23 protein-coding genes are annotated in these 21,466 nt (G+C 64.1%); 13 read left to right on the top strand and 10 right to left on the bottom strand.

Translation table 11 applies throughout. From position 1 onward, the window contains the following. Positions 1-58: 58 nt before the first annotated feature. The 9 genes from JFT44_RS25725 to tatA form a co-directional block, all read right to left on the bottom strand. Positions 59-700 (bottom strand): peroxiredoxin-like family protein, encoded by a 642-nt coding sequence (locus JFT44_RS25725; RefSeq protein WP_057959294.1) that lies wholly within the window; start codon positions 698-700, stop codon positions 59-61. Between the two features lie 19 nt (positions 701-719). Continuing rightward, positions 720-1,484, bottom strand: coding sequence for a hypothetical protein (locus JFT44_RS25720; RefSeq protein WP_057440929.1), 765 nt, complete (start codon positions 1,482-1,484; stop codon positions 720-722). Positions 1,485-1,495: 11 nt separating this feature from the next. Next, a complete protein-coding gene (locus JFT44_RS25715; protein WP_198831397.1) occupies positions 1,496-3,118 on the bottom strand; it encodes an FAD-binding oxidoreductase in 1,623 nt (540 codons plus the stop codon). Further along, positions 3,108-3,974, bottom strand: a complete 867-nt coding sequence (locus tag JFT44_RS25710) for a class I SAM-dependent methyltransferase (RefSeq protein WP_057440933.1) — start codon at positions 3,972-3,974, stop codon at positions 3,108-3,110. The genes JFT44_RS25715 and JFT44_RS25710 overlap by 11 nt, the downstream gene beginning before the upstream one ends. Positions 3,975-4,008: 34 nt before the next feature. Next, positions 4,009-4,938, bottom strand: a complete 930-nt coding sequence (locus tag JFT44_RS25705) for a GNAT family N-acetyltransferase (RefSeq protein WP_198831396.1) — start codon at positions 4,936-4,938, stop codon at positions 4,009-4,011. A gap of 50 nt (positions 4,939-4,988) precedes the next feature. Then, positions 4,989-5,501: a MarR family winged helix-turn-helix transcriptional regulator gene (locus JFT44_RS25700; protein WP_057440936.1), complete on the bottom strand. Its 513-nt coding sequence runs from the start codon at positions 5,499-5,501 to the stop codon at positions 4,989-4,991. Between the two features lie 92 nt (positions 5,502-5,593). Then, positions 5,594-6,358, bottom strand: coding sequence for a twin-arginine translocase subunit TatC (gene tatC, locus JFT44_RS25695; protein ID WP_057440938.1), 765 nt, complete (start codon positions 6,356-6,358; stop codon positions 5,594-5,596). Further along, positions 6,355-6,648: a Sec-independent protein translocase protein TatB gene (gene tatB, locus JFT44_RS25690; RefSeq protein WP_057440939.1), complete on the bottom strand. Its 294-nt coding sequence runs from the start codon at positions 6,646-6,648 to the stop codon at positions 6,355-6,357. Before tatB ends, tatC begins: the two co-directional genes overlap by 4 nt. Further along, the gene (gene tatA, locus JFT44_RS25685; protein WP_115128392.1) at positions 6,648-6,863 is read right to left on the bottom strand and encodes a twin-arginine translocase TatA/TatE family subunit; all 216 of its coding nucleotides are present in this window, start codon (positions 6,861-6,863) and stop codon (positions 6,648-6,650) included. Before tatA ends, tatB begins: the two co-directional genes overlap by 1 nt. A gap of 161 nt (positions 6,864-7,024) precedes the next feature. Here tatA and gspK point away from each other — a divergent pair, with 161 nt between their 5' ends. Further along, entirely contained in the window at positions 7,025-7,990 is a 966-nt protein-coding gene (gene gspK, locus JFT44_RS25680; protein ID WP_057440944.1) for a type II secretion system minor pseudopilin GspK, read from the top strand. Positions 7,991-8,449: 459 nt separating this feature from the next. On the opposite strand, the gene JFT44_RS25675 is transcribed toward gspK, so the two are convergent. Further along, entirely contained in the window at positions 8,450-10,480 is a 2,031-nt protein-coding gene (locus tag JFT44_RS25675) for a PhoX family phosphatase (protein ID WP_186625214.1), read from the bottom strand. A gap of 230 nt (positions 10,481-10,710) precedes the next feature. Here JFT44_RS25675 and JFT44_RS25670 point away from each other — a divergent pair, with 230 nt between their 5' ends. The 12 genes from JFT44_RS25670 to JFT44_RS25615 are packed head-to-tail and all read left to right on the top strand — an operon-like array spanning position 10,711 to position 21,393. Continuing rightward, a complete protein-coding gene (locus JFT44_RS25670) occupies positions 10,711-12,363 on the top strand; it encodes a lipoprotein UxpA (RefSeq protein ID WP_169960641.1) in 1,653 nt (550 codons plus the stop codon). After that, positions 12,336-12,779 (top strand): pilus assembly protein PilZ, encoded by a 444-nt coding sequence (locus JFT44_RS25665; protein ID WP_169989782.1) that lies wholly within the window; start codon positions 12,336-12,338, stop codon positions 12,777-12,779. The genes JFT44_RS25670 and JFT44_RS25665 overlap by 28 nt, the downstream gene beginning before the upstream one ends. 7 nt (positions 12,780-12,786) lie before the next feature. Beyond that, a complete protein-coding gene (gspD, locus tag JFT44_RS25660) occupies positions 12,787-14,736 on the top strand; it encodes a type II secretion system secretin GspD (protein ID WP_143110470.1) in 1,950 nt (649 codons plus the stop codon). A 5-nt stretch (positions 14,737-14,741) separates the two neighbouring features. Next, positions 14,742-16,190 (top strand): GspE/PulE family protein, encoded by a 1,449-nt coding sequence (locus tag JFT44_RS25655; protein WP_081044222.1) that lies wholly within the window; start codon positions 14,742-14,744, stop codon positions 16,188-16,190. Then, positions 16,190-17,392: a type II secretion system inner membrane protein GspF gene (gspF, locus tag JFT44_RS25650; RefSeq protein ID WP_057440948.1), complete on the top strand. Its 1,203-nt coding sequence runs from the start codon at positions 16,190-16,192 to the stop codon at positions 17,390-17,392. Before JFT44_RS25655 ends, gspF begins: the two co-directional genes overlap by 1 nt. Before the next feature lie 29 nt (positions 17,393-17,421). Next, positions 17,422-17,880 (top strand): type II secretion system major pseudopilin GspG, encoded by a 459-nt coding sequence (gene gspG, locus JFT44_RS25645; RefSeq protein ID WP_269835616.1) that lies wholly within the window; start codon positions 17,422-17,424, stop codon positions 17,878-17,880. 2 nt (positions 17,881-17,882) lie between these two features. Further along, positions 17,883-18,332, top strand: a complete 450-nt coding sequence (gspH, locus tag JFT44_RS25640) for a type II secretion system minor pseudopilin GspH (protein WP_169989783.1) — start codon at positions 17,883-17,885, stop codon at positions 18,330-18,332. Continuing rightward, positions 18,329-18,694 (top strand): type II secretion system protein, encoded by a 366-nt coding sequence (locus tag JFT44_RS25635; protein ID WP_057440952.1) that lies wholly within the window; start codon positions 18,329-18,331, stop codon positions 18,692-18,694. The genes gspH and JFT44_RS25635 overlap by 4 nt, the downstream gene beginning before the upstream one ends. Next, complete coding sequence (locus JFT44_RS25630; protein ID WP_198831395.1) at positions 18,691-19,281, top strand: prepilin-type N-terminal cleavage/methylation domain-containing protein; 591 nt, start codon at positions 18,691-18,693, stop codon at positions 19,279-19,281. Before JFT44_RS25635 ends, JFT44_RS25630 begins: the two co-directional genes overlap by 4 nt. A gap of 14 nt (positions 19,282-19,295) precedes the next feature. Continuing rightward, the gene (locus JFT44_RS25625) at positions 19,296-20,405 is read left to right on the top strand and encodes a GspL/Epsl periplasmic domain-containing protein (RefSeq protein WP_198831394.1); all 1,110 of its coding nucleotides are present in this window, start codon (positions 19,296-19,298) and stop codon (positions 20,403-20,405) included. Further along, a complete protein-coding gene (gene gspM, locus JFT44_RS25620; RefSeq protein ID WP_170044174.1) occupies positions 20,402-20,833 on the top strand; it encodes a type II secretion system protein GspM in 432 nt (143 codons plus the stop codon). The genes JFT44_RS25625 and gspM overlap by 4 nt, the downstream gene beginning before the upstream one ends. Beyond that, complete coding sequence (locus JFT44_RS25615) at positions 20,830-21,393, top strand: general secretion pathway protein GspN (protein WP_198831393.1); 564 nt, start codon at positions 20,830-20,832, stop codon at positions 21,391-21,393. The genes gspM and JFT44_RS25615 overlap by 4 nt, the downstream gene beginning before the upstream one ends. Positions 21,394-21,466 lie beyond the last annotated feature (73 nt).

The raw sequence follows: 21,466 nt of genomic DNA, 5'->3' as shown, positions 1-21,466 counted from the left end.
CAGTCCCTGAACAAGTGGGTTCGCCAAAGGCGTGGGTACCTTCGGCGAGGGTTGCCGGTTATACGCGGCTGGCGGCCGTGATCAATGCCTGTGGCTCTACCCGTTGCGAGTAGTCCACGTTGACGAAGGCGGCGCGGATCAGCCCGTCCTGGCCGATCACAAAGGCGCTGGCCAGGGGCAAGGTCAGGGCGTCGGAGCCGTTGAATAGCTTGAGGTCGGCACCCAGGGAGCGGTAGACCTCATCCAGCTCGTCTTCGAGCTTGAACACGATGCCGTACTGGCGCGCCAGCTGGTTATCGGTATCGCTGAGCAACAGGTATTTGATGCCGAGGGCTTCGCGGGTCTTGCGCGTGAACTCCGGCGTTTGTGCCGACACGGCCACCAGGGTGGCGCCCGAGGCGGCAAGGTCCCCGACCATCTGCTGGTAGGCGGTCAATGCCTGGCCGCAGAAGGGGCACCACAGGCCACGGTAGAACACCAGCACCAATGGGCCTTTATCCAGCAACTGGCGTAGGTCCACATCCTGCTCGTCAGCATCCTTGAGCACCGCCAGGGGCGCCTTGTCGTTGACCTTCAGAGCCTTGTCGCCCAAATGGCTGTCGAGCAGCGTTTGTAGCGATGCCTGGAACTTGTGCAGGACCTCGGCAGGCAGCTGGGCCATCTGGTCCTTGACGGTTTGTAGCTTTTCTTTGAGCGACATTTGTGACTCCTGTTCACATCTATTGAGAAAGGCTGCGGGTAGCCCGGGTAAAAATCCTGGTGGCGGCTTTGCCGCTGGGTGGGTAGCGCTCGAACAAATGCTGCACCCAATCCGGCCGGGTCTTGCTGGCGTCGTTGATCCAGTTGGCGACCGAGTCCTGGGCGTATTTGTCGGTTTCATCGAGCATGGCAATCAGCAAGGGTTCGGCCATCTGCGGCTCGGCTTTGAGCGGGGCGATGTGCTCGCACCAGACCCCACGCGGGCGCAGGATTTCAACGCAGAAACGGCGGATCAGCGGGTCATCGCTGCGGGCATGGCGGCGTAGCATCTCCAGTGCGCCCGTCAGGTCCCGGGCCAGCAACGGTCGCAAGGCAATCCAGGCCCATTCGCGCACGCCGAAATGCGGGTCGGTGGCGAATCGGAACTGGCTCAGCAAAGCCTGCTCCGGTTCGCTGTTGCGTTGGCAGTAGGCGTTGGCAAAGGCCGCCCAACTGCGCACGGTGTCCGACGGATGCTCCAGCAGCAGGCCCCAGGTCTGCTCGCGCAGGGGCAGGGCGGCGCTCTCCAGCCACTGCCCCAGCGCAAGGCCCAGGGCGGCGACTTTCTTGGAAATGCCCAGGGCCTGGCCGGCCTGGGCTGCGCTGTAAAGTGTTCGCGCCAGAGACGGCTCCAACTGCGCGCCAAGGGCCGCTGCCAGCGCTACCTGGTCAACGGCCAGACACTCGCCCAGATTGCGGGTGGCCAGGCGGCCCTGGTCAATCAGGTCCTTGCGTTCCTCACTCATCTCGATACCACCTACGCGGTCATGGCCTGGTCAGGCGTTGGGTTTGTGGCGCAGTAACGCCCTGGTGAAAGCAGGTTGCCCGGATCCAATGCGGCCTTGATCCGCGCCCCGAGCTGCCAGGCGGGCCCCTGAGCGTCGGTCAGCAGGTGCATGAAGCTGGCGGGCACGCGATACGGCAATACGCCCTGTGCCTTGCCTTGGGCGAACAGTTGGCGATAGCACTCATGGGCCCGGGTTGACGCCTGGGCGTCCGCACGATCGAACAGCAGCGGTACGGTGCAGTCGATGGCACGACTCGACAGGCTGGTCAGCGTCACCGGGCAAGGCATTTGCTGCTGGCGGCACCGACGCTCCATGGCGCGCACAAAATCGGCGACCTCCTGGATTTTCAGCGGCAGGATCGGTGCGTACCAGATCAGCCCGCAGTTATCCCGCGCCGGGTTCAGGGGCGCATCGGGCAGCGGCTTGGCGCCGGCAGTGTAGGCCAACGGCAGGGCCACTTCGCTGGGCTGGCCTTCCATCAGGTCGATGCCTTGCAGCATCTTGCCCAGGGTCCGCTGCCAGCGCCGGGACCAGCCGCCGGGCAGATGGCCTAGCAAGCGTCGAGCGGTGGTCAACTGACCACGGCTCTTGAACATCGATTTGCTGGCGAAAGCCTCAAGTTCACGGTTGATCATGTGTTTGAGCGGGGCGTACTGGGCTTTCTGGCAATAGATCGAACCGACGCCCATCCACGCCGGCAGGCCCAGGGCATCGGCGGCGGCCCGTTGCTCCTCTTCACTCATGCCCACCACCTGGGTGTCTTCGCTGGCCATGGTCAATAGCCGTGTGCGGTTCATCAGGTTGATACCACCAATCTGCCCGGGGGCCAGGTCCAGCATGCGCTTGATCCCTGCCAACGCGGCTTCCAGCCCTTGCTCTTCATCCACCCAGAAATAAAACGGCTGGATAACCTCGGGCTTGCGCACCAGGGCAATCGACATTTGCGTCACCACGCCCAGCCCGCTCTGGCTGAACAGCCCGTCCAGGTACGGTCCCACACCCCATTTGAAGCAGGGCGCCGTGACCCCCAGGGCCATTGGCGAGCGGTACAGCGTGCCGTCTGCCAGCACCGCTTCGATGCCTAGTACCGCCTGAAAGTGATCGGTATGGGGGGTGATGCCAAAACCGCGCTCCAGTGCATTGCCCAGCACGCTGCAGGTCGGGCCCGCGCCGGTGACGGGTGTCAGCCAGGGCAAGTTGTGCTCCTGTAGATAACGGGCGAGATCGCCCTGGGTCACCCCTGGCTCCAGGGTCACCACCGACAGCTCCTCATCGAACCCCAGAACCCGGTCCATCCCGGACAAATCCATCAGCACACAGCGGGCGTCGCTGGTCGAGGCGCTGCCATAACCCCAGTTGTGCCCGGTGCTGATCGGATGCACGGCAACCCCATGACGCTGTGCGATCACCATACATGCCGAGACTTGCTCGGTTGAGCGTGGCGCAATCACCACCCTGGCATACGCGGGGGAACACATGGTGTCTTGCCCGAAACGCTCGATGCTTGCCGGGTCGACGCGCACACCCGCGTCACCGAGAACCTCGCGCCATTGTTGCTGGGCAAATGTCAGGTGGGCGGATTCAAAAGGCACTGGCCAGGCCTCCCAGGCGCAGGAACAGGCGCAACTGGTTCACATCCGCCTGGCGACTGGCGGGTAGCGCAGTGTAGCGGCGGCGGAACTCGGGTTTCATTACCTTCACGCAGCGTCGCTTGGGCGTGCGAATCACCATCATCAACGGGCTGAACGCGGTGCTATAGACCTTGGCACACGGGCCCAGGTAACTGGCGGCCAGGGTCTGGAACTCTTCCAGCGAGAAAGCCGCGAGCAGCGAGTTTCGATAGTCCAACAGGGTTTCCGCGTCCGCGCCGTCGCTGGCGCGCTGGACAAAGTAGTCGACGGACTCGATGGTTTTCAGGCGCCCGAAGTCATTCAGGTAAATCGCCCGGTCATTGCGCAGTACCCGGGAGATATTGCGAAAAGTACCTTCCAACTGGCCAAGGTTTTCCAGGTGATGCAGGGCCATCGACGAGATCACTACATCCACGCTGCGGTCAGCGATCATGCTGAGCCGAGTCATGTCATCTTCAACCAGTTGCACGTTGTCGATGCCTTGCTGATGACACGCTTCACGCGCCACTTCCAGCATGTTCTGCGACAGGTCCATGCCAATGAATTCGGCCCGTGGGTTGAGCCGTGCGACTTGCAGCAACAGGGCCGCCGGGCCGCAGCCGATGTCCAGCACCACGTCGCCGGGCTTGATCAGCGCGCACATCTGCGCACAGTGATAAAGGTGGGTGCCGGACAAGGCCTGGCCCTGGGCCGCACTGTCGGCATAGGACGCCACACTCTGTTGTGCTTCCATGACCAAGGCCGGTTCGGGTATGCGCTCGAACGGTTGCTTGATCGTTATTTCCCTGAATATCGCGCGCAGCAATCCGCTGTCCATACTGCTTCCTCCATGAAATGACGTTTGAACGTGCTTACGCCAGGGCCAGTGCTCGCTGGACCCGTGGCGACAGGTTTCGGCCATGCACGCCACAGCGCGCCATATGCGTCAGCACTTCTTGCGCGTCCCAGCGGCGTACGCTGCCGGTAGCGGGCAGGCGGATATGGGCGTAGTCACTGCGGCAGAAAAAATCGAAGAAGTGCGTGCGCTGGCCTTCGACGGAAAACCTCAGGGTGGGGCGCTGATAAGCCTGCTGAAAAATCGCCGGCGCGTTGCCCAGATCCAGACACAAGGGCAGCGACAGGGCGTTGTTTAGCTTGGTGTAGGGCTGCACCCGGCCCATGGGGGAGAAGAACAATACATTGCGATAAAACGCCCCCGCCCGCGGATGCACGGCGATCAGCAAGCGCTGTACCCCGCGAAAATGCATGGCCCAGCGAAACATCGCATTGTAGAGCATCAAGGGCACCCCTTTGCCTCGGTAACCTGCAGCCACCGCCAGGGTGCCGACCTCTGCCAGCCGGCCGCCGGCCAGGCGCTGCATGACGACCTCGTTGCCATGGACTTCTTCCAGGGGCAAACCGAGCATGGAATCCTCGATCAACGAGACGGTGCCGACGATCTGTTGATCCTTGATCGCCACAAAGGTGGTGGTGCCCGGCAACAGGTGGAACGCCGAAAAGCGCATTCCGGCCCGGCACACTGTGGAGATACCGCGCCGTGCATAGCTGTCGTTGACCAGGCGCAAGGCCTCTTCCAGTTCGAACAGACTTTGCACCGGGCGAAACTCAAAGCCTTCGATGGCCAGGGAATGGCGGGCGATACGCTTGATAAACAAGCGCCGGTAAAGCGTGGGTGGGATGTAGCGTTCCAGGGAAACCATGCTGTGGCGGATGACATCGACGCCACTGTGGATCCGTGGCTTCCTGCCGAAATTGGTCATCACTCGCTGACTGTGCAGCATCAAACACCTCCTTGTGTGACTACCGCGATTGAAGCAATTGAAACCCGGGCCTAATGCTCATCCGGCAGTTGCTGGGACAGTGCGTGGCTGGCCGAGATGCAATAAATCGACTCGGACAATGCCTGGCGCTGCTCAATGCTCAAGCCCTGGATGATGCCGCTGATCCAATCCGTGTGTTCGGCAAACACCTCATCGACCACGCGTTTACCGTCGGTGGTCAGGCTGATAATCAGCTTGCGTCGGTCGGTCGGGTCGGTTTTGCGCTTGATAAACCCGTCGCCCTGCAAGCCATCGAGCAAGCCGGTAACGGTGCCGGTGGTAATTGAAAGGCGGGTCGCCAACTCCAGCGGCGACAGCTTCCCGCCGGCACTCTTGAGGGTGAGCATGATGACGAAGCGGCCCTCCGACAGGTTGTAGCGAGCCAGGCGGATGGCACACACACGATTGATCGCGGCCGCGGCCGACAGCAGCTCGAAGCACAGCTTGACACTGTCCCTGACCTCGGCTGGCACCCCATCAAGCTCGCGCAGCATGATGTGGTGTTTGTTCTCTAAAATATTCATAAGGCGCAGTTTATCTTGGCGCCTTACTAAGTCAACATTTTGTTTATCGTGCGCGGTGCGTCATTGTCTGCGGGCCCTGGGCCACGCCGCAATTAGCCCGCCGTATCCGCCGCCGGTACGTCTGTGCGCGGCTTGCTCACCGACCGACTGGCCAGCAGCCCCAGCTCAAACAGAATCCACATCGGCACCGCCAGCATGGTCTGCGAAAACACATCCGGCGGGGTCAGTAGCATGCCCACCACAAAGCAGCCGACGATCACATACGGCCGGCTCTTTTGCAGGGTCTGCACATCGGTGATACCGGCCCAGATCACCAGGAAGGTGGCCACCGGAATTTCAAACGCCAGGCCGAACGCCAGCAACAGCGCGAGGATGAAATCCAGGTACAGGGCGATATCAGTCATCATCGCCACGCCGTCCGGGGTCACGCTGGTAAAGAAGCCGAACATCATCGGGAACACCAGGAAAAACGCGAACGCCATGCCCAGGTAAAACAGCACCACGCTGGCGGCCAGCAACCAGGCGGCGGTGCGGCGTTCCTGGCGATACACCGCCGGTGCGATCATGCCCCAGGCCTGGTGCAGCAACAGCGGCATGCTGATAAACAGGGCAATCATCATGGTCAGCTTGAGCGGCGCCAGGAAGGGTGACGTCACCCCGGTGGCGATCATGGTTGCGCCGCTGGGCAAGAAATCGCGCAACGGTTGCGAGACGAAGCTGTAGAGCTGCTGGGCAAAGGGGAACAGCGCGCAAAACACCAGGAGGATCGCCAGGACGCAGCGCACCAGGCGCGAGCGCAACCGGGTCAGGTGGCCGGTCACCGACAGGCGCGGAGCAGGCAAGGGCAGGTCGCTCATGGGGCAGGTGGTCCTTTGGGCGTGGCGGTTTCTGGCAGCGGGGCGTCCAGGCGGATGCCGTCGCGCAGTTGCTGCTCCAGTTGCCGCAAGGGTTGCTGGTCGATGCTCTGCAACAGGTGTTCGTGGTCCAGTTCCTGGGTGACCTGGGCCTTGAGCGTATTCATCGCCCGCTTGGCCCGGCCCAGCCACAGCCCGGCATTGCGCGCGGCAATCGGCAGGCGCTCGGGGCCCAGCACCAGCAGCGCCACCAGGCCCACCAGCAGCAGTTCGCTAAAACCGATATCGAACATCAGAGTTTGCTGTCGGCAGGTCGCTGAGGTTCTGCTTGCACCTCAAGGCTGGTTTTTTCTGCCGCTTGGGCGCCGGGTTCGTTGCCCATGGAGGAGCGAAAGCCCTTGATGGCCTCACCCACATCACTGCCCAGGCCCTTGAGGCGCCGGGTGCCGAACAGCATCACCACGATCAGTAGCACGATGACCAGTTGCCAAATCCCTATACCGCCCATAACGCCACTCCAAGCCATTGATTTGAAATATGAAGGCGCAGTTTGCCGAGGCTTTATGACGGCGCGGTGACGGTTTAGCGGGAATTGTGTGAGTCTGCCACTTGGTTGAAACATCCACTGTGTTGACTGTCGCCAGGATCTGCATAAAAGGTGGCGTGGCAATGGACAAGAAACGGCAGCAGGGGGCGGCGTTATTGATGGTGCTGGTGGCCCTGGCGATGCTGGCGGGGGGCATGGCCTGGATGGTCGAGCAGGGGCGCCAGCAGGTCGACAGCGTGCGTCTGGTGCAACAGCGGGTGCAGGCCCGCGCGATCGAACGGGCGGCGCTGGCCTTTACCGAACAGGCCCTGCAAGACCCGCTGTGGCGCGCCAGCCCGTTGTTCTGGCAGGCCATGCGCGGGCAGCCGTTGGCTTATGACTTCAAGGGGGGCAAGGCGAGCATCCAGATTCGCGACCTGCACACCTGCTTCAACGTCAACGCGCTGATCGGCCCCGAAGCCGAACGTGCCCAGCGCCAGTTGGTGCATCTGCTGGGGGCGGACATGGCCGCCGAACGCCTGGCCCAGACTCTGGCCGACTGGCTCGACGCCGACCAGCAGACCCGCCTGCAAGGTGCCGAAAGCAACGAATACTTGCGCCAGTCGCCACCGCGCCTGGCGGCCAATCAACGCATGCGCGATATCAGCGAGCTGAACCTGCTGGCGGTGCCCGACGCGCTGCGGGCGTTGCGTTACCCGCAGTTATGCAGCCTGGACGAGACGGCGGGCTGGCGCCTGAATGCCAATGCGTTGAACCTGGAAATGCTGCCGCTGCTGGATGCGTTGTACGAGGGCGAGGTGTCGCGTTCGGTGCTGACCCGCTTGGTCAGCGCGCGGCCGGCGGGGGGCTATCGCGATGCGGGCGAACTGCGCCAGGCCCTGGGGGCGATGGACGACGCGATGTTCGAGCGCTTGAGCGAAGGTCTGCAGCTCAACGGTGACCACTTTCTACTGCTCCTGGACATAGACCTGGATGGCCAGCGCTTTCGCAGCCAGTACCGTGTCGAGGCCCAGGGGGTCGTGAAGTGGCATGCGCGGGTGCCGGCGCAGGGCATGCTGCTGCGCTCACGCGAGCCTTTGCCGTTATAGCGCGTATGGGAGCGGATTTGTGTGGGAGCGGGCTTGCCCGCGATGACGGTGTATCAGTCGATAAATCTATTGGCTGACCTGCCGCCATCGCAGGCAAGCCAGCTCCCACATTTGATTTGTGGTGGTGCCAACATTCTCTGCCCCGCGCAGATCCCCTGTGGGAGCGGGCTTGCTCGCGAAAGCGGCAGTCCAGTCACTGTTTCTGGCGGCTGATCCACCGCCATCGCAGGCAAGCCCCCACATTTGCTGTGCAGTGTGGCGCAAACCCGAGATCCCACCTGTTGATTTTGAGATCACCACAAAGCAAATGTGGGAGCTGTCGAGCCCCGGCGAGGCTGCGATAGCGGTAGATCAGCCAACATCCATGCTGGTAATGACCTCGTCATCGCAGCCTCGCCGGAGCTCGACAGCTCCCACAAGGATCGTGATGCAGGAGCCGGGCCGGCTCCTGCCGCTGGATCAGATCGCCAATTCACCCCCGTCAGCACGCTGGATCACAACCGTGGAGGCGCGAGGGCGGACTGTGCCGACCGTGACGTCGGTAGCCACACCGGTGGACGGCCAGTTGTCCGGGTGTTGGATGTTGACGAACACCGTCTTGTTATCGGGTGTGAAGGTCACCCCCGTCACTTCAGAACCGTTAGGCCCGACGAAGAAGCGGCGCAAGTCGGCCTGATTCTGCGCATTGACCGGCACTTGCTTGCCCTGGGCATCGACCATATTGGTCGGGATCACCACCAGCATCTGGTCGTTGGTGTAGTCGGTCAGGGTTTTTTCGCCGTTGTCGGTCTGGATCCACATTACGCCACGGCTGTCGAAGGTCATGCCATCCGGGCTGGCGAACTGGTTCAGCGTGGTCAGGCCTGAGCGGTTGATGTCCGGGGCGCCAGCGGCGTTGGCGCCAAACACAAAGATGTCCCAGGTGAAGGACACCTGGTTGTCCGCGTCATGCCAGCGAATGATGTGCCCGTGCTTGTTTTTGACGCGCGGGTTGGCGGCGTTGGCCACGGTGCGGCTGGTGTTGTTGGTGAGCGTCAGGTAGACGTCGCCATTGAGCGGGTTGACCGAGGTCCACTCCGGGCGGTCCATCGGTGTGGCGCCCACGGCGTCGGCCGCCCCACGGGTGTTGAGGATGATCCCCGGCAGGTCGGTGAACTTCGCGCCCAGGGTGCTGCCATCCACGGTCGGGCTGGCCACGTCGAGCAGCAACCAGTTGCCGCTGCCGTCGGCATTGAAGCGCGCCACGTAGAGTTTACCGCTGTCCATGTACTTGGCGCCGGTGGCCAGGCGGTCGCTGGGGTTGGCGTCTGCCGGGTCCCACAAAGCGGTGGAGACGAATTTGTACAGGTACTCGTTCTGCGAGTCGTCACCGCTGTAGAACACCACTGGCTTGCCGGCGGTGGTCAGGCCCGGCCAGCAACCTTCGTGGCGGAAACGGCCGAGGGCGGTGCGTTTCACGGCGCGGGTCGAAGCGTTGTACGGGTCGATCTCAACGATGTAGCCATAGGTGCTGGCTTCGTTGCGGTAGTCATCAGTGGCGGTGGCGCCGCTTGGGGTCACGTCGAAGCGGCTGAACTCACCGTTGACCTCGCTTGGATCACCGGCAACGCTCTCCCAGCGATAGTTGCCGTTGCCGGTGCCCACGCCGATGCGTACCTGGTCTGCCGGGCGGGCGCCACTTTTATTGACGAAAATCCCTGGCCAGTTTTCTTCGCAGGTGAGGTAGGTGCCCCACGGGGTATAGCCGTTACCACAGTTGTTGTTGGTGCCGCGGGTCTGGGTGCCGGTCGGCGAGAATTTGGTTTTTACGTGCTCGGTGCCTTTCATCGGCCCCGCCAGGTCCATCACCGTAGCCGTGGTGAAGCGGCGGTTCAACGGATCGTTTTCCATCACCTGCCAACGGCCGTTGACCTTGCTGATGCGCATCACGCCCGCACCGTGGGCGTTGATTTCCTTGCGCACTTCTTCGACCGGACGAACACCGCCGACCAGGGTCGGGCCCGCCGGGTGCAGGGCTTGCGCATCGATGTATTCGTGGTTGATCGCAAGCAGGCCGTCGGTGGAGCTGCCATTGATTGGAAAGAAGTGCATGCCGTCGTGGTGCATGCCTACCGCGTTGGCCTGGTCGGTCGAGGTGTTGCTGCCGTCGCTTTTCCAGGGGGCAGCGTTGCTGTTCAGCGGCGTACCCCAAGGGGCCAGCACGTGGGCGGTGTAGCCGGCGGCCACGGTGCAGGCATCGGTGAGGGAGCCGGGGATCGAGTTGAAGCCCAGTTTCAGTGCCGGCTTTGGCGGCTGGGTAGGGGTGTCGTTGTCCGAGCCACCGCCGCTGTCAAAACAGCCCGTCAGGCCGGTACCGGCAATCATGGCGATCGCGGCGCCGAGCCCGCCCCGTACCACACTGCGGCGGCTCAGGTAGGCAGTGAGTACCGATTCCATCGGCTCATTGAGGCTCAGGTTGCGATTCTGGTTGTCGCCAGTCTCTCGACTCATTTCATCAGGTCCTTTGTAGATCACGATTTTTGAAAGGAGCCCGAACTCTAAGAGCCGAATGTGATGATTCGCGGTCGGTTTTGTTAAAAATGTATTTAAGTTTAATTTTTTTATTTCCTTTTGTTGCAGATTTGCATATTTCACTCCTGTTAAAAAACTGACATTAAACCGTCATTAATTGACCCCCACTATGCCGCCCTTAAAGCAGTTAGCCTCAGGGTGAGAGAACAATGGTTTCAATGGTGCGGCGCGATGTATTGGGATGGATGACGCTGGGCGCCTGTGCCCCGTGGCTGGCCGGCTGCTCCAGCCGGGGGGCTGCGGCGGGGCCTGCGGACAGCCAGCCGGTCGACCTGCTGTATATCGCTGACACCCTCGATGCACGCCTGCCGGGTCGCCCGGTGGTGCCCGCCACACGCCTGGGGCCGGCGACGCGCATCGGCCAGGCACCTTGGATTACGGGGGCCAATGCGCGTTTTCGCCAGGTCGATGGCAGCCAGTTGGATGGCCTGCTGGATGCCTCCTTAAGTGACGGTGTGCAAACCGGCGGCTACGCGGTACTCGGCGCGGTGTTGCAACGCCTGCGCGATGAAGCCGGGCCTGAGAATAGCCTGACCCTGGAAAACGGCCAGTGCTGGAACGGCAGCGGCCTGGCTTACCTGACCCGTGGCCTGTCCGGGGTCCAGGGCAGCCAGTTGCTCGGCAGCGAAGTGCGAGTCAGCAGCGACGAGCGCGTGCTATGGCCCGAACAATGCCAGGGCCTGTACCAGCAATTCGGCCACCCGGTGCTGGGCGCCGGGCTGGCCAGCGCCAGCGCGCAACGCCTGGCCACCCCAGGCATGCAGGTGTTCCGCCGGGGCGGCGTGCGCATCGCCGTGGTTGGCATTACCGACCCTTATGCGCGGGACCAGCAAGGGTCTTTGAAAGAGTGGTTGCACAGCCTGCAACCGGTGCTCACCCAGGCCCGTGAAGAAGCCGACCTGGTGGTGGCCCTGGCCGATGTCGGTACCGGCCCGGGCTTCTGGCTGGCCGAGCGCCTGAGTCAGGTGGACTTGATGTTGTGTGCCCGCGGCCAGGACCTGTGGCCGCAGCCGGTAGAAATCCTGCAAAGCTCCGGCAAGCGCGTCCCGGTGGTGCTGGGCGGGACCCGGGCCAGCGGCGCCTTCCGTATCCGCTGCCAGGCTCAGGCCGGGCAATGGCGCTTTGATGCGCGCTTTTTTGCGGCCCAGGCCAGCGCGTTGGACGCTCCCGCCCAGGCCCACGCCCAGCGCCTGCAACCACGCCTGCAACAACAGCGCGCTGCCCACGCGGCGTGGCTCGACCAACCCTTGGCCAAGGCCCCGGAAAACCTCTGGCGCCGCGATGTGCGCGCCGGCAGTTGGGATCGCCTGTTGCACCAGGCCCTGGCCCGCGAGCCCAAGAGCGCGGTACTGCTGCCGGGCCTGCGCTATGACAGCCCCTTGGCCCGTGGCCAGATGATTACCCGCGAACACTTGATCAGCCTGAGCGCCAGCTACCCGGCGCCGGTCGTGGATGTCCCGGCGCAGCAGGTGCGCCAGGTCCTGGAAAACGGCGCCGAACAGCTGTTTGGCGAACCACTGCTATTGGATAACAGCCAGGACTTGCCACGCTGGCTCGGCCAACCCTGGCAGGTCACCTATAGCCCGGGCGGCAAGCGGGTCAGTGAGTTTGCCGAGCCGGTCGGCACCTGCCGCACCTTTGGCCTGGGCTTTGCCGCCGATGCCGGGCAACCGCTGTGGCAGCACCTTGAAGGCTGGTTGCGCGAGCAGCCGGCGGATTGGCAACTGGCGCCGCTGCAATTGCCCGAAGTGCGCTACGTGCAGGGGCATCCGGGATGGCATCCACGGAGCCTGGTCAGTTGAACCGTGCGGGCAACCTGCTGCTGGCAACGCTCCTGGCCTGGCTGGCAGCGCAATGTGTGCTGCAACTGTGGCACGGCATCGCGCAACCGATCGCGCTAAACCCGCCAGCGGCGCCGGTCGCCGACCTGTTGAGCAACCACTGGACACCGCGTCAGGCCCCCAGCGACGACCTGCCGTTGACCACCCTCAAGGTCGATTACCTGGGCAGCCTCAAGGCCACGCCGCTGCGCGCCACGGTACTGGTCCTGCGCTATCAGCAACAAGAACGCACGCTGACCCTGGGTCAGCGCCTGGCCCCCGGCATCGTCCTGCAAGACATTGATGACCAGGGGCTGATTTTCGACAATCAAGGGCAGCGCGAGCGCTTGCCATGGCCGACTGAGCGACCGGTGATCGGCCTCAAGCGCAAGGAATGAACCGACGATGCACATGATCAATAAATGCCTGGGCCTGAGCGCATTGTGCCTGGCCTTGAGTGTGACTCCAGCCCACGCCGAAGACGCGCCGGCCTTGTATGAAGTGAACTTCATCGACACCGAACTCACGGACTTTATCGACAGCGTGTCGCGCATCACCAACACCACCTTCATCATCGACCCACGGGTCAAGGGCAAGGTCACGGTGCGCAGCCTCGATATGCTCGGCAGCGAGGCCATCTATGACATCTTCCTCGCCCAGTTGCGCGCCCAGGGTTTTGCTGCGGTCAACCTGCCCAATGGCAGCGTGAAAATCGTGCCGGACCAGGCCGCGCGCCTGGAGCCGGTGCCGGTGGAGTCTGCACGCCAGGCCGTGCAAGCCAACGATGGCATGGCCACCCGGGTATTCAGTGTGCGCAACGCCGCCAGTGAACAGATGCTCAATATCCTCAAGCCGCTGATTGACCCCCGGGTGGGAGTGATCAGCCCGTACCCGTCGGCCAACCTGCTGGTGATCACCGACTGGCGCAGCAATCTCGACCGTATCGACGCGCTGTTGCAGCAACTCGACCAGGTCAGCCAGGAGCCCCTGGAAGTGCTGCCCCTGGTCAATGCCAGCGCCAACGACACCGCACAATTGATGACCCGCCTGCTGGCCCGCGAGCAGGGCGCCGATGGCGCGCAGGTGGTTGCCGACCCGCGCAGCAACGCGTTGCTGGTACGCGGCAGTGCCGACAGCCGCCAGCGGGTGCGCGCGTTGCTCAAGCAATTGGACCAGCCACAAACTGCCTTGCGACCTTCGAACACGGTGGTGATGTACCTGCGCCATGCCAATGCGGCTGAGGTGGTCAAGGTGCTGCGCGGCTTGAGCCAGGACACCCCGGGCGCCGGTGGCGAAGGCGTGCCCACCGAAGGTGCGCCCAAGCAGATGGCGGTCAGCGCCTCAGGCATTCGCATGGAATCGGAGGAGGGCACCAACGCCGTGGTGATGGTCGGCCCGGACAGCGAAATCGCCGCCTACCGCACCATCGTCGAACAACTGGATATCCGCCGCGCCCAGGTGGTGGTGGAAGCAATCATCGCCGAAGTCTCCGACACCCGCGCCCAGGAACTGGGGGTGCAATGGCTGTTTTTGGGCGACTCGTTTGGCGGCGGCGCGGTGAACTTTACCAATGGTGGGACGAGCATCGCTGGCCTGGCCGGGGCCGCTGGCAGCGGCGACACCGCAGGCCTGGGCAAGCTGTTGGCCAATGTGCCAGGGGCGACCGCCGGCTTTGGCAAGCTCAATGGCGGCGGGCTGAACTTCCTTGCGCTGCTCAATGCATTGAAAAGCGAAAGTGGCTTCAACCTGCTCTCGACCCCGACCCTGCTGACCCTGGACAACGCCGAAGCGTCGATCCTGGTGGGCCAGGAAGTACCGTTTGTGACGGGCTCGGTGACACAGAACAACACCAACCCCTACCAGACCATCGAGCGCAAGGAAGTGGGGATCAAGCTGCGGATCAAGCCGCAGATCAATATCGACAACACCGTGCGCCTGGACATCGTGCAAGAGGTTTCGTCGATTGCCGAGAGTACCGGCGCCAGCGATGTGATCACCAACAAGCGCGAGATCAAGACCAAGGTCATGGTCGAAGACAACGGCCTGGTGGTGCTGGGCGGGCTGATCGGCGACGAGGCCAAAAACAGTGACCAGCGTGTGCCGTGGCTCGGCGATATCCCAGGGATAGGGCGGCTGTTCCGCTCCAACGCCAGCCAGCGCACCAAGCAGAACCTGATGGTGTTTATCCGCCCGCGGATCATGCGTGACGGCGAAACCCTGGCCCAACTGAGCAGCGAGAAGTACCGCAACCTCAAGGTCAATTCGAACCTGGCATTGCCCGCGATCTCCGATAACAACGCCTTGCTGCGCCTGTTCCCGGCCAGCCGCGAGCGTCTCGACGAGGGCGTGTGGTGAGTACGTTGTTGCCCTATCGACTGGCACGCCAGGCGGGCCTGGCGCGGGCGCCGGGCGCGCAAGGCTGGACCTTGTGTTTGCGCGAGGATGTCGACACCGACGCCTTGCAGGAAGTGCTGCGCGTGCATGGCCTGCCGACGCTGGTCGAGCACCTCGATCCGGCCCAATACGAACTGCGCCTGGGGGCCTTGTACCAGGCCGGCGAGTCGGCCACGGCAGCGTTGATCGAGGGCATCGGCGAGCAGGTCGATCTCGACAGCCTGATCAACGAGCTGCCACGGATCGAAGACCTGCTGGAGAGTGACAACGAAGCGCCGGTGATCCGCCTGATCAATGGCCTGTTCGCTGAAGGCCTGCGCTTGCGGGCCTCGGATATCCATATCGAGACCTTCGAACAGAGCCTGGTGGTGCGCTTGCGGGTGGACGGCCATCTGCGCGAGATCCTGCGCCCGCCACGGGCCTTGTCGGCCATGCTGGTGTCGCGGATCAAGGTCATGGCGCGCCTGGATATCGCCGAAAAACGCCAGCCCCAGGACGGGCGCATTACCTTGCGCTCCGGCGGGCGCGAGGTGGATATCCGGGTTTCGACCTTGCCCGGCATTCACGGCGAACGTGTGGTAATGCGTGTGCTGGACAAGCAGGCCAACCTGCTGGACCTGAACAACCTGGGCATGCCTGCAGAGGTCGAACAGGCTCTGCGCGCCTGCCTGTCGCGGCCCAACGGGATCTTGCTGAGCACCGGGCCCACCGGCTCGGGCAAGACCACCACGCTGTATGCCAGCCTGAATGCGCTGAACGATGGTTCGTGCAATATCCTCACCGTCGAAGACCCGGTGGAGTACGCGATTACCGGCATCGGCCAGACCGCGATCAACCCCCGCGCCGGCATGACCTTCGCCAGCGGCCTGCGGGCGATCCTGCGCCAGGACCCGGACGTGATCATGCTCGGCGAAATCCGCGACCAGGAGACCGCCCAGATCGCGGTGCAAGCCAGCCTTACCGGGCACCTGGTGCTGTCGACACTGCACACCAACAGCGCGGTGGGCGCGGTCACGCGGTTGCGGGACATGGGCATCGAACCGTTCCTGATCGCCTCCAGCCTCAAGGGCGTGATGGCCCAGCGTCTGGTGCGGCGTTTGTGCCATTGCGCAACGCCGGCACCGTTGCTGGCCGCCGAGCGCCAGTTGTGGCCGGAGCTGGCCCTGCTGGAACACAGCTTTCACCCCCAGGGCTGCGACGACTGCCAGGGCAGTGGTTACCACGGGCGGATCGGCCTCTATGAATTCATCACCCTGGATGCCGGCTTGATCAGCCTGTTGTACGACGGCGCCAGCGAAGCGGCCATGCACGAATACCTCGCCGACAAGCGCCAGAGCCTGACCGCCATGGCCACCGAATGCCTGCGCCGTGGCGAAACCAGCCTGGAGCAGGTTCTGCGTGCGGTGCGCGACTGATGCCGACCTATCGCTACCAGGCGCTGGACCTGCGCGGCAATCGCCGCAAAGCCAGCATCCAGGCGGAAAACGAGCGCCATGCCCGACAACTGCTGCGTGAGCAGGGCCTGTTTGCCCGTGAGTTGCAGGTGCAGGGCGCAAGCCTGTCGAGCCCGCGCGGGCAACGGTTGAACCATGGGCAACTGTGCGAATTGACCCGCCAGTTGGCCACGCTGTTGAGCGCCGGCATCCCCTTGGTGGATGCCTTGGCCACCCTGGAACGCCAGTTGGCGGAGCCGGCGATTCGCAACCTGCTGGTGGCGGTGCGCGGTGCCCTGGGCGAAGGCTTGAGCCTGGCCCAGAGCCTGCGCCGCCAGGGTGGGCAGTTCAATACCCTGTATTGCGCACTGGTCGAGGCCGGCGAGCGCTCGGGCAAATTGGCGCCGGTGTTGGAGCGCCTGGCCGAGCACCTGGAGCAAGTGCAGAAACAACGGCACAAGGCGCGCACGGCGTTGATCTACCCGGCGGTACTGATCCTGGTGTCGCTGGCGGTGGTGATCGGCCTGATGACCTTTGTGGTGCCCAAGCTCACCGAGCAGTTCAGCCACACCGGGCAAAGCCTGCCGCTGATTACTCGGGTGCTGATCGGCGCCAGCGAGGGCCTGGTGATGCTCGGCCCGTGGTTGCTGGGGCTGGGCTTGTTGCTGGCGCTGGGCGCGCGGGTGTTGCTGCGCCAGGCGGTATGGCGCTTGCGCCGCGACAGCCTGGCCTTGCGCCTGCCGCGCATTGGCGTGCTGTTGTCGGTGCTGGAAAGCGCACGGGTCTCACGCAGCCTGGCGATTTTGCTCGGCAGTGGCGTGCCATTGCTCGAATCCCTGGAGGTGGCCACCGCCACGGTTGGCAACCGGCAGATCCACCAGGCCCTGGAGGCGGTGCGTGAGCAGGTCGAAGGCGGCGTGACCCTGTACCGCGCCCTGAGTGCCAGCGGGCACTTCCCGCCAATGCTGCTGAACATGGTCGCCAGCGGCGAGGCCAGCGGCACCTTGCCCGACATGCTGGAGCGCGTCGCCGACAACCAGGAGCGTGGGTTTGCGCGCCAGGTCGACCTGCTGCTGGCGTTATTCGAACCCCTGATGATTCTGCTGATGGGCGCGGTGGTGCTGTTCATCGTGCTGGCGGTGTTGCTGCCGATCATGCAGCTCAATCAGGGCCTGAGCCTTTGAACAGACAACCTGAAAACGGAGAACTTGAAATGCAAAAGCACGCCATGCCTGGCAATCGTGCGGTCAAGCGTCGCGAGCGCGGCTTTACCCTGATGGAAATCATGGTGGTGATTTTTATCATCGGCCTGTTGATCGCGGTGGTTGCGCCCAGCGTACTCGGCAGCCAGGACAAAGCCATGCGCCAGAAGGCCCTGGCCGACCTGGCGACCCTGGAGCAGGCGCTGGATATGTACCGCCTCGACAACTTGCGATTCCCCACCTCGGAGCAGGGTTTACAGGCCCTGGTCAGCAAGCCGAGCCTGGAGCCCTTACCGCGCAGTTGGCGTGCCGACGGCTACATCCGCCGGCTGCCTGAGGACCCGTGGGGCAATGCCTATGGCTATCGCACCCCAGGGCAGCATGGCCGGGTGGACCTGTTTTCCCTGGGCGCCGACGGCCAGGAAGGCGGCGAAGGCACCGACGCCGATATCGGTAACTGGGACCTCTAGGCATGCAGCGCAGTCGCGGGTTTTCGCTCCTGGAAATGCTGGTGGTGTTGTTGATCGTCGGCTTGTTCAGTGCCCTGGGCGTGGCCTACCTGGACGCTGGCCAGGCGCCGATGCGCCAGGCCCTGGCCCAACTGGCCAGCGAGGCGCGCAGCCAGGCGGCCCAGGCGCGGCATGCCGGGCAGTTGCTGGGCTTGCGCTGGAATGGCCGCAGCCCGGAGTTCGTGCGCTGGCAGGTGGGGCGGGGTGCGCCTGGGTGGCAGGTCGCACCCTCGCGCGGTGCGCCCTGGCCGGCCGGCTTGCAACCTGACTGGCCGGTGAGCCGCGAGCCCCAGGTGATGTTCACCCCGTCGGGGCTGGCCCGCCCGGTGTCACTCACCTGGCGCTGGGCCGAGGGCCGCCAGCGTTGGCAATGGCAAGCGGACAACACCTTGCATATCGCGACCCTGCCATGAAGCGCCAGCGCGGTTTTACCTTGCTCGAAGTCATGGTCGCCCTGGGGATTGCCGCGTTGATGGCGGTGATGGTCAGCCAGTTGTTGCGCCAGCGCATCGCCACCCATCAAGCGGTCGCGCAACATCGCCTGGGCAGTTTGTGCGCGCGGGAGCTGGAGACGCGGTTTGGCGTGGAACAGTACTGGCCGCAGATCAATGCGGTGAGCGGCGAGCTGCGTCAGGGGCCTGCCACCTGTTACTGGCAACTGACCCTGGGCAACACCGGGGTCAACCGCTTGCGCAGGGGTGAGTTGAGCTTATTTGCCGATCCCCAGCAGCGTCAGCCCCTGGGTCAGTTCAGCTTGTTCCTGGTGCGCCCATGAAGGCGGCGCAGCGTGGCCTGACCCTGATTGAGCTGTTGGTAGCCATGGCCCTTACGGCGGTGGTCGGGGTGTTGCTGGCGGCCTTGGTCAATGGCTGGGTCAAGGTGCGTGAGCGCCTGGACGAGCCCGGCAGCGAACCCCAGGTATTGGAGTTCTGCATGGCCCTGGAGCGCCGCTTCGATGGCCTGGTGTTGCGCCAGTTGTACGAGCAGCGCTTGCCCCTGGACCTGGCGTGGCTGGAGTGGCAGCCGAGCCTTGGGCAATTGCAGTGGGTGGCCCTGGGCGCCTGGCCGCCGGCAGAAGGCGCGTCGCGTGTGCAACGCCAGCGCCTGATGTTCGATGCGCGCCAGCAGCGCTTGAACCTGCTGGTCTCGGCCGACCTGTACGCCGCCGACAAGCCGCGCTGGCAACTCAAGGAGTCACTGGCGCCGGTCGAGCGCGCCACGTTCAGTTTTTACCAAGGCACGCGCTGGCTGGCCTTTCCTTCTACTGTTGCCGCCCAGCCCAATCGCGGCGTGCGGATCGAGTTCGAGCACCATGGAGCCCCTTATGTCTGTACTTTCGCCTTGCCCGATACCCAGCCATGAGCCGGAGCGCAGGCATGTTTGAGCGTCTGCGGGGCAAACCGCGGGAATGGTTGCTGGTGCGCCCGCCGGCCACCGCCGAGGGCCGTTGGCAGTGGTTGCACTACAGCGCGCACCAGGCTTGCGCAAGCGGCGCCTGGCCGCCACCGTCGGCGCTGCTGCAACTGCCGGGCGCCTTGATTATTCCAGCGCTCGATTGCAGTCATTTCTGCCTGCCGGCGCCGCCGGGGCTCAAGCGCCACGAGTGGCCGCAGTTGTTTGAAGAGTATGCGCAGCAGCCTGGCGAAGCGTTGCTGGTCAGTTGCCTGTCCCGCGAGGCCGGGCAGCTTGAGTTGTTGGTGATGCAACGCGAGCAGGTCCAGCAATGGCTGGCCGAGTGTGCCGCGCTTGGGCTGCAGATCACCCATGGCTGGGCGGAGTTGCAGTTGTTGCCGCCAGCAGAGCCTGGGCAGGTGGTGGAGTGGCGGCGCGAATCGCTGCGTTGCCTCAAGGCGCATTCCCGGCAATGGTTGGTGTGGCCGCCGGTATTGGGTGAGCGCTTGCCCCAGGCTTGGCGCGACCTGCCTGGCGAGACGCTCGAGGGCGACTGGCCGTCGCGCCTGGCGCGCCTGGAGCAGTTGCCCAGTGTGCTGGAGGGTATGCGGCCGACGCGTACACGGGGGCCGCGAGCGCCACGGGTGAGCCGCGTACAACGACACTTGCTGCTGGGTTGCGTGGTGCTGGCGGCGTGTTGGAGTGCGGTGTATCTGGTGCAGAGTCTGCGCCAGGTTGATGTTTGGAAAGCCCAGGTCAGGGCGCTGGCCGGGCCGGCCAACAACCCGCAACAGGCGCGTACGGCCCTGGCGCGGGTGCAGGGCGAGGCGACCGAATGGCAGGTGCGTCAACAAAAAATCGTGGCCCTGGAGCAGGCGCTCTCGGGTTGGTTGCAGCAGCAACCGGGCTGGTCGGTGTCGCGCATCGAGTTTGACGGCAGTCGTTGGCGCCTGGCCTTGCGCGGCAATGGCCCCCAGCCGCTGCCCGCCGAATGGCAGGCCATGGCCCAGGCTGCCGGCGCGCAATGGACTGACCAGGCGCAACATGTCGCCGGTCAACTGCACCTGAGTTTTGATCTGGGAGAACAACCATGAAAGCCCGGATGCTGGAGTACCTGGCCCACTTCAACCAACTGCCGCCCAAGCGCCGCTATGGCCTGTTGGCCGGCTGGTCAACCGTCGGGCTGTTGTTGCTGGTGCTGGTGACACGGCCGCTGCTGGCGGCCTGGCAGGATGCCCGCCAGTGGCAGGCGTTGGCGCAACAGGCCGGCGCGCTGGTGCCGCCAGCGGCGTTCTCCAACGAGCAGTGGCAGGCCCTGGCCGTGTCGCGCCAATGGGTACTGACCCGCGTTGAACAGCAGGGCGACCGCTGGCAATTGCAGGGCGAGCTACCGGGGCCCCAGGCCCTGCAGCTGCTGCTACGGACCGTGCAAGAGCAGGGTGGGCGACCTGTGCAGTGGAGCCTGGAGCAGGGCGGCGGCCAGGGTTATGCCTTCAGCCTGGAAGTGGCGGCGCGGCCATGAGTCGCGCGGTCATCCTCTGGGGTATTTGGGTGTTCAGCCTGACCGTGCTGCTGGAACTGCCGGCCGCCTTCGTTGCCCGCCAGTTGCCATGGCCGACCGGCTGGCAGCCCGGCAGCGTTTCGGGCAGCCTGTGGACTGGCCGTGCGGCACGCGTCGGAGCCCTGGCGCCGGTGGACTGGAAGATCCGGCCGTGGGCGGCGCAAGTGAACCTGGGCTTTCAACAGCGCATCTGGGAGCTGTCGATCCGTGGCTGGCCGTGGAACTGGCAGGCGCAGATGGCACCGCGTGCGGTCAGCGCCTTGCCCGCGCCGATGTTCGTGCTGGACGGACGTTGGGAAGGGCGATTGCAGGTCAATGGCGCGGGCATGAGTTGCCTTCGGGCCGAAGGTGAATTGCTGGGGCACGAGCTGGCGCTGTTGAGCCCGTGGCTGGTCAAGCTGGGCAATACCCGGATCGAGTTGCAGTGCCGGGGTGGGGTGCAGTTGCTGGCGGATCTGCAACTGGCTGTGAACTGCCCCCCGAATGTTGGACACCTGACCCCTCGGGAGGGTGTTCCATGACGAAATACAACCTAGCGCTCAAGCAATCACTGATTGAAGAGTGTCTGTCTGCCAGTAGCGTTCATGAGGTGGC

The sequence above is a fragment of the Pseudomonas sp. MF5691 genome, from assembly GCF_016405645.1.
Lineage (GTDB): Bacteria > Pseudomonadota > Gammaproteobacteria > Pseudomonadales > Pseudomonadaceae > Aquipseudomonas > Aquipseudomonas shahriarae.
This window is presented reverse-complemented; position numbering and strand designations above follow the sequence as displayed.